The organism is Exiguobacterium sp. s149 (genome assembly GCF_018618395.1).
GTDB lineage: Bacteria > Bacillota > Bacilli > Exiguobacteriales > Exiguobacteriaceae > Exiguobacterium > Exiguobacterium chiriqhucha.
Window position 1 is genome coordinate 1 of the sequence record NZ_JACSLZ010000013.1, and the last position, 12,694, is coordinate 12,694.

General features: G+C 51.3%; 12 protein-coding genes and 1 other annotated feature. All 12 genes read left to right on the plus strand.

The genetic code is table 11. The features are described from left to right. Nucleotides 1–219 precede the first annotated feature (219 nt). A complete protein-coding gene (locus tag KNP81_RS13610; protein ID WP_021066575.1) occupies nucleotides 220–687 on the plus strand; it encodes a CtsR family transcriptional regulator in 468 nt (155 codons plus the stop codon). A 19-nt stretch (nucleotides 688–706) separates the two neighbouring features. Next, complete coding sequence (locus tag KNP81_RS13615) at nucleotides 707–1,141, plus strand: UvrB/UvrC motif-containing protein (RefSeq protein WP_214720351.1); 435 nt, start codon at nucleotides 707–709, stop codon at nucleotides 1,139–1,141. Continuing rightward, complete coding sequence (locus tag KNP81_RS13620; RefSeq protein WP_021066577.1) at nucleotides 1,141–2,184, plus strand: protein arginine kinase; 1,044 nt, start codon at nucleotides 1,141–1,143, stop codon at nucleotides 2,182–2,184. Before KNP81_RS13615 ends, KNP81_RS13620 begins: the two co-directional genes overlap by 1 nt. 24 nt (nucleotides 2,185–2,208) lie before the next feature. Then, nucleotides 2,209–4,644: an ATP-dependent protease ATP-binding subunit ClpC gene (gene clpC / locus KNP81_RS13625; protein ID WP_029594418.1), complete on the plus strand. Its 2,436-nt coding sequence runs from the start codon at nucleotides 2,209–2,211 to the stop codon at nucleotides 4,642–4,644. A 54-nt stretch (nucleotides 4,645–4,698) separates the two neighbouring features. Continuing rightward, a complete protein-coding gene (radA, locus tag KNP81_RS13630) occupies nucleotides 4,699–6,075 on the plus strand; it encodes a DNA repair protein RadA (protein WP_021066579.1) in 1,377 nt (458 codons plus the stop codon). A 115-nt stretch (nucleotides 6,076–6,190) separates the two neighbouring features. Next, entirely contained in the window at nucleotides 6,191–7,255 is a 1,065-nt protein-coding gene (locus KNP81_RS13635) for a PIN/TRAM domain-containing protein (RefSeq protein WP_021066580.1), read from the plus strand. 58 nt (nucleotides 7,256–7,313) lie between these two features. Beyond that, entirely contained in the window at nucleotides 7,314–7,994 is a 681-nt protein-coding gene (gene ispD, locus KNP81_RS13640) for a 2-C-methyl-D-erythritol 4-phosphate cytidylyltransferase (RefSeq protein WP_214720352.1), read from the plus strand. Beyond that, on the plus strand, nucleotides 7,991–8,464 hold the full coding sequence (gene ispF / locus KNP81_RS13645) for a 2-C-methyl-D-erythritol 2,4-cyclodiphosphate synthase (protein WP_214720353.1): 474 nt from the start codon (nucleotides 7,991–7,993) through the stop codon (nucleotides 8,462–8,464). The genes ispD and ispF overlap by 4 nt, the downstream gene beginning before the upstream one ends. 45 nt (nucleotides 8,465–8,509) lie before the next feature. Beyond that, the gene (gene gltX, locus KNP81_RS13650) at nucleotides 8,510–9,967 is read left to right on the plus strand and encodes a glutamate--tRNA ligase (RefSeq protein ID WP_214720367.1); all 1,458 of its coding nucleotides are present in this window, start codon (nucleotides 8,510–8,512) and stop codon (nucleotides 9,965–9,967) included. After that, nucleotides 9,964–10,167 (plus strand) — a binding site (T-box leader). Its footprint overlaps the gene before it by 4 nt. A gap of 49 nt (nucleotides 10,168–10,216) precedes the next feature. Then, a complete protein-coding gene (cysE, locus tag KNP81_RS13655; RefSeq protein ID WP_214720354.1) occupies nucleotides 10,217–10,906 on the plus strand; it encodes a serine O-acetyltransferase in 690 nt (229 codons plus the stop codon). Beyond that, a complete protein-coding gene (gene cysS, locus KNP81_RS13660) occupies nucleotides 10,875–12,272 on the plus strand; it encodes a cysteine--tRNA ligase (protein ID WP_214720355.1) in 1,398 nt (465 codons plus the stop codon). The genes cysE and cysS overlap by 32 nt, the downstream gene beginning before the upstream one ends. Next, complete coding sequence (locus KNP81_RS13665; RefSeq protein ID WP_214720356.1) at nucleotides 12,269–12,676, plus strand: Mini-ribonuclease 3; 408 nt, start codon at nucleotides 12,269–12,271, stop codon at nucleotides 12,674–12,676. Before cysS ends, KNP81_RS13665 begins: the two co-directional genes overlap by 4 nt. The last annotated feature ends 18 nt before the right edge of the window (nucleotides 12,677–12,694 follow it).

Sequence of the window (12,694 nt, forward strand, 5' to 3'; positions counted from 1 at the left end):
CACGGAAGTTAAGCGCTTCAGCGCCGAAAGTAGTTGGGGGTCTCCCCCTGTGAGGATAGGACGTTGCCAGGCCAACGCGAAAGACGATCAAGCATCCGCTTGATCGTCTTTTTTCTGTTTAAAGCGGTGTCGCAGTTGCGACATCGCTTTTCGTTTGCCTTTTTTTGAATCAATGATAGAATATAGTCAAAAGTCAAAGATGGTCAGAGGGTGGTGGAGATGAGAAACATATCGGATGTAATCGAACAGTATTTAAAACAAGTGCTGAAGGAGAGCCAGGCCGAAGCAATCGAGATTAAACGGCAAGATATTGCCAAGCGTTTCGAATGTGTTCCGTCTCAAATCAACTACGTCATTAATACTCGCTTTACGGTCGAGAAGGGCTATCTTGTCGAAAGTAAGCGTGGAGGCGGGGGATATATTCGCATTCGCCGCGTGATTTTACATGAAAAGCAAGACGTGTTGGTCAGCTTGATGGATATTTTACAAGACCATCCTCGTCTTTCCGAACAGCTTGTCGAGAACATCTTGATTCGCTTATTTGAAGAAGGGATGTTGAGTGAGCGGGAAGTGCGCTTGTTGTATCATTTATTGTCTGATGAAGCGCTTGGGTTACACGCTGACGATCGTCACTTGATTCGAAGACAACAGTTACTCGCATTAATGAAGTTACTTAGTTACCATTGACCGACGGAGGCATAAAGAGATGTTATGCGAACGATGTAAACGGCGACCTGCCATCAATGAGATCCAAGTAGTCGAGAACGGGATACCGGTGACGAGACGACTATGTCGCCAATGTACAGTCGAACTGATAGCAGGTTACGTGCCAGCCGTGAAACGGTGCCCGGGCTGTCAATTGACACAAACCGAATTAGCTCATCTTCGAAAAGCGGGCTGTACCACTTGTTATACCGTCTTTCGTGAAGAATTGATTAAAATCACACGTCAGTATCAACAGGGCCATGATGAACATGTAGGTTCGATGCCAGATGCGTTACGGACTCCCGACGAGCGAATTGAAGAGCGACTTGCAAAGTTAGCAGGGGAGTTGGAACGAGCCGTCGAACAAGAAGATTATGAACGCGCAGCCAGGCTGAAAAAAGAGATCAATCAATTGAAAGGGCGAGGTGAGGCGTGATGGAGTCTTATCTTAAACATCCACTTGGTCCTAAAATGAGAGAGCGAGCCAAGTTGGATGATTTGGTCATCTCGACTCGCATTCGTCTAGCGCGCAATTTAAAAGACACCGTCTTTTCTCCTGTATTATCGGAGGAAGGACAGCAACAACTTTGTGAACGGATTGAAGCGTCACTTGGAGGATTGCAAGGTTTTGAGTATTTGCATATGGGTGCTTATGATCAGGTGACCCGACAAGCGCTCGTTGAAAAGCATTTGATTAGTCCTACGATTGCCGCGAAAGAACAAAGTGCCGTCTTTTTAAGTGATGATGAGACGATCAGCGTACTCATCAATGAAGAAGACCATTTACGAATTCAAACGCTACTCCCAGGTTATCAAGTAGAAGAGGCTTTCGAACTGGCAAGACGTGTCGATGCTCTCTGTGGGGAATCCCTTCCTTACGCATTTGATGAACAGCTAGGTTATTTGACAACATGTCCGAGTAATATCGGGACGGGTTTACGAGCCTCGGTGATGCTTCATCTGCCAGGATTGACGTTGACCGGACGGATAACTCCTATTCTAAAAGAACTTCGGAAGCTCGGATATACGATTCGGGGACGTTACGGGGAAGGCAGTGATGCGGCGGGGCGACTGTTCCAATTATCGAACCAACGCACGTTAGGGAGCCATGAAACCCAACTGTTAACCGACTTCATGGAGATTACGGAACAAGTCATTCAGGCAGAGCGACAAGCCCGCGAAGAGTTATTGGCTCGCAATCAGGACGAGTTAGAAGATCAGTTTTATCGCTCGTATGGGATTTTACGTTATGCAAAACTGCTATCATCAACAGAAGCTGTCGAACGCCTATCCGATCTTCACTTGGCGAGTGACCTGGGTATTTTATCGGATTGGAGTCCACCTCAGTTTCACGAATTGATTGTAAAGCTTCAATCAGGTTTCCTACAAAAGCATTTCGGGAAAACATTATCTACGAAAGAACGAGATCGCGAACGTGCGACGCTCGTTCGTCGAACGTTAGATCATGGGTTAGTTTGATCCAACTTTAAGGAGGTTTTGTCAATGATGTTTGGTCGATTTACAGAACGAGCTCAGCGCGTATTAGCTTTAGCACAAGAGGAAGCAGTACGGCTTGGCCATCATAATATCGGTACGGAGCACATTTTACTCGGACTTGTTCGCGAGGGAGAAGGGATTGCCGCTAAGGCACTGTTCGCTCTCGGACTTACGTCAGAAAAGATTCAGCAAGAAGTGGAGGCACTCATCGGACGAGGTTCAGAAAACGGATCGACGATTCACTATACGCCACGTGCGAAAAAAGTGATTGAGCTATCGATGGATGAAGCACGGAAACTTGGTCACTCTTATGTCGGGACTGAACACATTCTCCTCGGCGTCATTCGTGAAGGAGAAGGGGTGGCAGCCCGAGTCTTGAACAACCTTGGGATCAGCTTGACGAAGGCGCGTCAGCAAGTGCTCCAGCTCTTAGGAAACACTGAGTCGTCAGCTAATGCATCACAACCAGGTACAAGTGCTGCTACACCGACGCTTGACGGCTTAGCTCGTGACTTGACACAGCAAGCGCGAGAATCCCGTCTTGATCCGGTCATCGGTCGCTCAGGCGAAATCCAACGTGTCATCGAAGTGTTATCACGCCGGACGAAAAACAACCCGGTCCTCATCGGGGAACCAGGGGTCGGGAAGACGGCAGTCGTCGAAGGGCTCGCCCAACAGATCATCAACAATGAAGTGCCGGAAACACTTCGGAATAAGCGCGTCATGGTGCTCGATATGGGTACACTCGTCGCTGGAACGAAGTACCGCGGTGAATTTGAAGATCGTTTGAAAAAAGTGATGGATGAGATTCGCCAAGCTGGGAACGTCATTCTCTTCATTGACGAGTTGCATACGTTAATTGGTGCTGGGGGTGCAGAAGGTGCTATCGATGCATCGAATATTTTGAAACCGTCGCTAGCACGTGGCGAACTTCAATGTATCGGTGCGACGACACTCGATGAGTATCGGAAATATATCGAGAAGGATGCCGCGCTCGAACGTCGCTTCCAACCAATTCAAGTCAATGAACCGACGACGGATGAGGCAGAACAAATTCTCTTCGGGTTACGTGACCGTTACGAGGCGCACCATCGCGTCACAATCACAGATGAAGCGATTCATGAGGCCGTCGTTCTCTCGGACCGCTACATCTCGGACCGTTTCCTTCCAGATAAAGCGATTGACCTCGTCGATGAGGCTGCTTCGAAAGTAAGACTTCGCTCGTTTACAGCACCGCCGAACTTGAAAGAGCTTGAGGCTCGTCTTGAATCGATTCGTAAAGAAAAAGATTCAGCTGTACAGAGTCAAGAGTTCGAGAAGGCTGCCTCACTACGCGATACCGAGCAGAAACTTCGAGATGAACTCGAACAGCTCAAATCGGAATGGCAGAATAAGCAAGGGAACGAAAAACTCGAAGTAACGAAAGAAGATATCGCGCAAGTCGTCGCTAACTGGACAGGTGTACCGGTGACGAAGATTGCCGAAGAAGAGACAGATCGTCTCCTCAAACTCGAATCGATTCTCCACGGCCGAGTCATCGGTCAAGATGAGGCTGTCAAATCGATTTCGCGGGCGATTCGCCGGGCTCGTGCCGGATTGAAAGATCCGAAACGTCCGATTGGTTCGTTCGTCTTCCTCGGACCAACTGGTGTCGGGAAAACCGAGTTGGCTCGGGCTGTGGCTGAAGCGTTGTTCGGTGACGAAGACGCCATCATCCGAATCGACATGTCGGAGTACATGGAGAAACACGCGACGAGTCGTCTCGTTGGATCGCCTCCAGGTTACGTTGGTTATGAAGAAGGCGGTCAATTGACAGAGAAGGTTCGCCGCAAGCCATATTCGGTCATCTTGCTTGATGAGATTGAAAAGGCTCACCCTGAAGTGTTCAACATCTTGCTCCAAGTGCTCGATGACGGTCGCTTGACTGACTCGAAAGGGCGTACGGTCGACTTCCGGAATACGGTCATCATCATGACGTCAAACGTCGGTGCAGCAGCGCTCAAACGGAACAAATATGTCGGGTTCACCGTTGAAGATGATGTGAAGCGTGAATATACGGAAATGAAGGATAAAGTTATGGAAGAGTTGAAGAAGGCGTTCCGTCCCGAGTTCTTGAACCGGATTGACGAGATTACCGTCTTCCACTCGCTCCAAAAAGAACACATCCAAGAAATCGTCAAACTTATGGCCGAGACACTTACAAAACGTCTCGGAGAACAAGGGATTGATTTCAGCTTGACGGAATCGGCGCTCGAGAAAATCGCCGAAGTCGGGTACGATCCGGAATACGGGGCTCGTCCACTCCGCCGTGCGCTCCAGCGTGAGGTTGAGGACCGACTCTCAGAAGCGATGCTCAGTGGCAGCATCACAAAAGGCAGCAAAGTGGCGCTCGATGTACAAGATGGCGAATTCGTCGTCCGTAATGAAGGTGTCGTTCAGTAACTACAAGGCTCCCTCTCTCGTGTGAGGGAGCTTTTTTAGACGGAAAGGAACATCATGGCAAAAATTAAAACGAAGTACGTATGTCAGTCATGTGGATACGAATCCGCAAAATGGATGGGACGTTGCCCAGGTTGTAACGAGTGGAATACGCTCGTCGAAGAATTTGTCGAAGAGAAAAAGGCGAAGCGGGGAGCCGCATTCGTCCATAGCTCCTCGAGGCAGTTGAAGCCAGAACGTCTGTCGGACGTCGTGTCGCAAGAAGAGACGCGCGTCCATACGAATAGTCAAGAGTTTGACCGTGTGCTTGGGGGCGGGATTGTCCCGGGCTCGCTCGTCCTCGTCGGTGGGGACCCGGGAATCGGGAAGTCGACGATTCTGCTTCAAGTGAGTGCCCATTTGGCTCATAGTGGACGGAAAGTGCTCTATATTTCCGGGGAAGAATCGCTCAAACAGACGAAACTCCGAGCCGAACGGCTCGGTCTGCCGACTGAAGACTTATATGTCCTCGCAGAGACGGACATGTTGATGATTGAACGGGTCATCGATGAAGAAGAACCGGGGTTCGTCATCATCGACTCGATTCAAACCGTTTATATGGATGAAATTCAATCAGCGCCAGGTAGTGTCGCTCAAGTCCGAGAATGTACGGCGGCGCTCATGAAAATCGCTAAAACGCGAGGAGTGGCCGTCTTTATCGTCGGTCACGTGACGAAACAAGGTTCGATTGCCGGCCCTCGTCTGCTCGAGCATATGGTGGATGCGGTCCTTTACTTTGAAGGGGAGCGTCACCATACGTTCCGAATTTTACGGGCCGTCAAAAACCGATTTGGATCGACGAACGAGATTGGCATCTTTGAAATGAAAGAAGGCGGGCTCGAAGAAGTGCTCAATCCGTCTGAAATCTTCCTGGAAGAACGAACTGCTGGCGTCTCGGGCTCCACCGTCGTCGCATCGATGGAAGGGACGCGGACCGTGCTCGTCGAGTTACAGGCACTCATCTCGCCGACCTCGTTCGGGAACCCGCGCCGGATGGCGACCGGGATTGACCAGAACCGGGTCGCACTTCTCATGGCCGTGCTCGAGAAGCGTTCGGGTCTCTTGCTCCAAACGCAAGACGCTTATTTGAAGGCGGCCGGCGGCGTTAAATTGGACGAACCGGCCATCGACTTGGCCATCTGTATTTCGATCGCGTCAAGCTTCCGGGACCGTCCGACCCGTCCGACGGATGTATGTATCGGTGAAGTCGGTTTGACCGGTGAGGTACGGCGTGTGTCACGGATTGAGCAACGTGTCGCTGAAGCGGCCAAGCTTGGTTTCACCCGGGCCATCATTCCGAAAAACAACCTCGGGGGCTGGACGGCCCCGCCTGGTATCGATGTCGTCGGTGTCAGTACTGTCGATGAAGCGCTCCAACTCGCTATCCCATTCTGATGGGGCGCTTCCGGCAGTTTTTAACGCTTTGTAACGAACGCTTTCAAAAGAACCGTGTTACAATGAAGGTGTTAATTTCTTGAAATTTTAATTCATAATGAAGGAGGTGGAATGAGTGAAGATTGCTGTACGAATCGGATTTATATTGATCGGACTCGTCGTCGGTTGGTTTGGAATTATCGAAGCGATGTTGCTATTAGGCGACCTTGGTGTGAGTGTACCGGCTTGGTTGACGATTCCTTACGTTGCTAGTTTGATTGGTGGACTTATCTTCTTCATTCTTAGTTTGTTCTTGACCGATGGGGTCGTTAAATTTATCCGTTTTATCGAAGAACGGCTTGTCCGTTTGCCGGTCGGCGATATTTTATTTGGCTCGATCGGATTGATTATTGGTTTGTTGATCGCCTTTTTGATCAGCGTCTCGTTAGAAGTGACGAATATCTTCTTGCTCAGCAAGATTGTACCGATTTTTGTGACCGCTCTGTTCGGTTACTTCGGCTTTGCCGTCGGTTACCGGAAGCGGAATGAATGGATTAAACTGTTCGTCAAAAGTGAACGTGAGAAGCCGGCCGCGGAACCATTGCGCCGCTCTAACGATAAAATTTTGGATACGAGCGTCATCATTGATGGTCGAATCGCTGATATCTCGAAGACCGGTTTCATCGAAGGGACACTCATCGTGCCGCAGTTCGTCATCGGTGAGCTTCAATATATTGCGGACTCGTCGGATACGCTGAAGCGTAACCGGGGCCGTCGCGGTCTAGATATTTTAAAAGAGTTACAAGACAACGATCGGATCGAAGTGGAGATTTATGATGGGGACTTTGAAGACGTCGCCGAAGTGGATATCAAATTGATCAAATTGGCCGAATTGAAAAAAGGCATCGTCGTCACGAACGACTACAACTTGAACAAAGTGTGTGAAGTTCGGAACGTCCCAGTATTGAACATTAACGATTTGGCCAACTCGGTCAAACAAATCGTCATTCCAGGAGAAGAGATGGTCGTGACGGTCATTAAAGAAGGAAAAGAACAAAATCAAGGTGTCGCCTATCTCGAAGATGGCACGATGGTCGTCGTTGAAGGTGGGCGCAAGCTGATCTCGAAGACGTTACCCGTTGTCGTCACGAGCGTGCTTCAGACGTCGGCTGGCCGCATGATTTTTGCTCGTCCTGAATAAATAAGTGGAAAAAGAGACGCATCGGCGCTCTCTTTTTTCGCGAAAAGGGGTGAATGGAATGGTACGCTATACGGTTGTCATTCCGGCCGCAGGAAAAGGAAAGCGGATGGGAGCCGATGAGAATAAGTTGATGCTGACGCTGCAAGGAAAACCGATTATCGTCTGGACCGTGGCAGCGTTCGCGAGAGATGCATGGTGCGCGCGCATCGTGCTCGCGGTGCGTCCTGAGGAGCAAGCGTGGTTCGAGCAGCAGTTGCGTCACGTCCAAATCCCGATTACATATGTAACGGGTGGGGAAGAACGACAACAGAGCGTTCGAGCCGGATTGCAAGTCGTCAATCCCGAAGATGTCGTCTTAATTCATGACGGGGCACGGCCATTTGTGCGCCTTGACCAACTTCATGCCATCGCCGAAGCGGCCAAGACGGCAGGGGCGATTCTCGCTGTTCCGGTCAAAGATACGGTGAAACAAGTGACGGACGGACACATCACGCAGACGGTGCCGCGTGAGGCACTATGGTTGGCGCAGACGCCCCAAGCGTTTCCGGCAGGCGCCATTCAAGCCGCCCATGAGCGGGCAGAAGCTGCTCGTTTTATCGGGACGGATGATGCCAGTCTATTCGAATGGAGCGGGCAACGGGTGACGATTATCCCGGGGGATTATCACAACATTAAAATGACGACCCCGGAAGATTTATTATTTGGTGAAGCGATTTTAACGAAGGAGGACTATCGATGAGAATCGGACAAGGATTTGATGTACATGCGTTCGCCGAAGGGCGTCCGCTCATTTTAGGGGGAATCGAGATTCCACACGACCGCGGCCTGCTTGGCCACTCGGATGCGGACGTCTTATTGCATACGATTGCCGACGCAGCGCTCGGAGCGATTGCGGCGGGGGATATCGGCAAGCATTTCCCGGATACAGACCCGGAGTTTAAAGACGCCGACTCGAAAGTGTTGTTGCGACACGTCTGGCAGCTCGTCAAAGCGGAAGGATACGTGCTCGGCAACGTCGATGCGACCGTGATGGCGGAGCGTCCGAAACTGCGGACGTATATCGATGACATGCGAGCGGTGATCGCTGACTTGCTCGAAGCGGACATCAGCCAAGTGAACGTCAAAGCGACGACGACTGAAAAACTAGGCTTCACCGGACGTGAAGAAGGAATTGCCGCCCAGGCGGTCATCCTGCTCAACCGTGCTTGACAAAAGTGGTATACTATTTGGGCAGAAGAGAAGAAAGGTGGAAATATTATGAGTGAAGTGCGCGTACGCTATGCGCCGAGTCCGACGGGTCACCTTCATATTGGGAACGCCCGGACCGCGCTATTTAACTACTTGTATGCTCGCCATGCAGGCGGGAAGATGATTCTTCGAATCGAGGACACGGACCAAAAACGGAACGTGGAGAACGGTGTCGAAAGCCAAATGAAGTACTTGGAATGGCTCGGGATCGATTGGGATGAAGGTCCAGGCCGCGGCGGCGACCACGGTCCTTACTTCCAAATGGAACGACTCGACCTATACAATAAATACGTGAACGAGTTGATGGACAACGGACTCGCGTATAAGTGCTATATGACGTCGGAAGAACTCGAGGCAGAACGCGAAGCGCAAATCGCGCGCGGCGAGGCACCACGGTATTCGGGTGCCCACCGTAACTTGAGCGACGAAGAGCAGGCTGCGTTCGAAGCCGAAGGGCGTAAACCGTCGATTCGGATTCGTGTACCAGAGTCGGTCACGTATAAGTGGACCGATGTCGTCAAAGGCGACGTCTCGTTCGAATCAAAAGACTTCGGCGACTGGGTCATCGTCAAACAGGACGGTATCCCGACGTATAACTTCGCTGTCGTCGTCGACGATCACTTGATGAAAATCAGTCACGTGTTGCGTGGGGACGACCATATTGCCAACACCCCGAAACAGATGATGGTCTATGACGCGCTCGGTTGGGACTATCCGGCATTTGGTCACATGACATTGATTTATAATGAGAACCATAAGAAGTTATCGAAGCGTGATGAGTCGATCATTCAGTTCATCGAGCAATACGCTGATCTTGGCTACCTTCCGGGGGCACTCTTTAACTTCATCTCGCTCCTTGGCTGGTCGCCGGTCGGAGAAGAGGAAATCTTCACGAAAGACGAGTTCATCGAGATGTTTGATGCGGGTCGTTTGTCGAAGAGCCCGGCTGTCTTTGACCAACAGAAGCTTGCGTGGATCAACAGCGTCTATATGAAACAGGCTTCGCTTGACGAAGTGGTGGCACTCAGTTTACCATTCTTACAAGAAGCAGGACGTTTACCGAACGCCTTGTCGATGGAACAAGCCGATTGGGCGACAGCGTTGATCGCCCTCTATAAAGAACAAATGACACACGGTGCTGAAATCGTGACGTTGACAGATCTGTTCTTTAAGGATGAGGTCGAATACGACGAAGAGGCCAATGCGGTCCTCGCTGGCGAAACGGTACCGGCTGTCCTCGCCGACTTCAAGACTCAACTTGAAGCAATCGAAGACTTCACGCCGGAAGCCGTCAAAGCAGCGACGAAAGCGACACAAAAGGCGACTGGCCAAAAAGGAAAGAACTTGTTCATGCCGATCCGGGTCGCGACGACCGGGCAGACGCACGGACCAGAGCTTCCGAACGCCATTTCACTGATTGGCAAAGAGCGTGTCTTGGCACGTCTCACAACATTATTAGCTTAAAGGCAACGATGAGGAAAGTAAGCGGTATGACACTTAACAGAGACTAGAACCTAGGCTGGAAGTTCTAGAAGCGTCCCCCGTCGAAGTGCACCTCGGAGCCGTTCCGGCGATACGTAGTCGGGACCGCGACTCGGCGTTAACGAGACATGAGAGGGGAACTTTCCCAAACAGAGTGGAACCGCGCTTACGGCGTCTCTGTGCCTTGGCACAGGGGCGTCTTTGTTTTTGATATGGAAAAGGAGAACAATTATGGGATTTTGGAAAAGTGTACGGGCCGACATTCAAAATGTGCTCGAACTTGACCCGGCTGCTCGCTCAAAGGCGGAAGTTGTCTTAACGTATCCAGGATTGCATGCGCTTTGGGCGCATCGACTCGCACATGGCCTATGGAAACGTAATGCGAAGCTGTTAGCCAAGTTGATTGCGCAGACGAGTCGTTGGTTAACGGGGGTGGAAATTCACCCGGGGGCAGTCATTGGCGAACGGCTGTTCATCGACCATGGGTTTGGGATTGTCATCGGCGAGACGGCGATTGTCGGCAATGACGTCACCATTTATCAGGGCGTGACGCTCGGCGGAACGGGAAAAGAAAAAGGAAAACGTCACCCGACGATTGGGAACGACGTGTTGATTTCGGCCGGTGCGAAAGTGCTCGGGAATATTACGATTGGTGATTGCGCCAAAATCGGGGCGAGTTCCGTCGTCTTAAAAGACGTCCCGTCCGACTCGACCGTCGTCGGGATTCCAGGCCGGGTCGTCATCCGGAACGGCGAGCGGGTCAAACAGCATGACCTCGATCACCGCTTCCCCGACCCGGACCGCGAGTGCCAAGAGCGGCTGGAACGTGCTGTCGCTCAGCTAGAAGACAAACTTGCTTCATTAGAGAAACGGATGGAGGAGAATACACATGATTCAGTTTTACAACAGCCTCACGAATAAAAAAGAGCCGTTTGTACCAATCGTACCTGGGAAAGTGTCGATGTATGTATGTGGACCGACCGTTTACAATTACATCCACGTCGGCAACGCCCGTCCGGCGATTGCCTTTGATACGGTCCGCCGTTACTTGACATACCGGGGCTATGACGTCAAATACGTCCTCAACTTCACAGATGTCGACGATAAAATCATCCGGACCGCCAATGAGCTAGGAGAAGACGTCGGGACGTTGACGAATCGGTATATCGACGCGTATTTGGAAGACACAGGTGCCTTGAACGTGTTACCGGCGGACGTCCACCCGCGTGTCACGGACACGATGGAAGAGATTATCACGTTCATCCGCGAACTCGAGACACAAGACTTTGCGTATGAAGCAGGCGGGGACGTCTATTTCCGGACGCGCAAGTTTGAGACGTACGGCAAACTGAGCCAGCAGTCGATTGAAGACTTACGCGCAGGCTCACGCGTCGACGTCGGGGAGAAGAAAGAAGACCCGCTCGATTTCGTCCTATGGAAAGCTGCGAAACCAGGTGAGCCGGCATGGGAAAGTCCATGGGGGCAAGGTCGTCCAGGCTGGCACATCGAGTGCTCGGCGATGGCAAAAAAACACCTCGGCGCGACGATTGATATTCACGCCGGGGGGCATGATCTCAAATTCCCGCACCATGAGAACGAGATTGCCCAGTCGGAGGCATGCAACCATACGAAGTTCGCCAACTATTGGCTCCATAACGGATTCATCAATATCGAGAACGAGAAGATGTCCAAATCGCTCGGCAACTTCCTGCTCGTCCACGAAGCGTTGAAAGAAGTCGATGCGATGGTACTCCGCTTCTTCATGTTATCGGTCCATTATCGCCACCCGATCAACTACAGTCGTGAGTTGATTGAACAAGCGGCGAACGGATGGGACCGCATCAAAGAAGCGTACCAAAACGTCGAGTACCGCCTGTCGGTCACAGCCGGCCTTGAAGAGCCGAGTGAGGCGATGGAACGTAAGCTCGCGACGATTAAAACCACGTTCATCGAAGCAATGGATGACGATATTAACACGGCGAACGCGGTGACGGTCTTATTCGACTTGGCGCGTGAAGCCAACATTTACGCAAAGGCGGACCACGTCTCGAAAACGACGTTGGAACACGTAATCGCCCTGTTCGAAGAGTTGACGGGCGTACTCGGTTTAACGATTGCGAACGAAGTGGAATTGCTTGACGCGGAAATCGATCAATTGATTCAAGAACGGAACACGGCCCGGGCAGAGCGGAACTTCGCGCGTGCCGATGAGATTCGTGACTTGTTGAAAGAGCAGAACATTCAACTCGAAGATACGGCCCAAGGGGTGCGGTGGAAGCGGTCATGAAACAACAGGCTCCTCAACTGAACGCTCTCGCCCTCGCCTACATGGGGGACGCCGTCTATGAGATGGCGGTACGCAAACGACTACTCGGACAAGGAATGACGAAGCCGAACGATCTCCACCGCGGCGCCATCCGCTATGTAAATGCGGGCGCACAGGCCGGGGTCGTGACCCACTGGCTCGAGACAGGATTTTTAAGCGAGGACGAAACGGCCATCGTCCGCCGTGGGAAGAATGCGAAATCCGGTTCAATCCCGAAGCGGACAGATGTTCATACGTATCGTTACTCGACCGCGTTCGAAGCATTGATTGGTTACACATACCTAATGGAAAGAAGGGATCGTCTTGAAGAACTCATCGAACAAGCGTTCATATGGCTCGAAACCGAGTCATTCGAAACGACATGACGGAGCAAGGGAGCAACG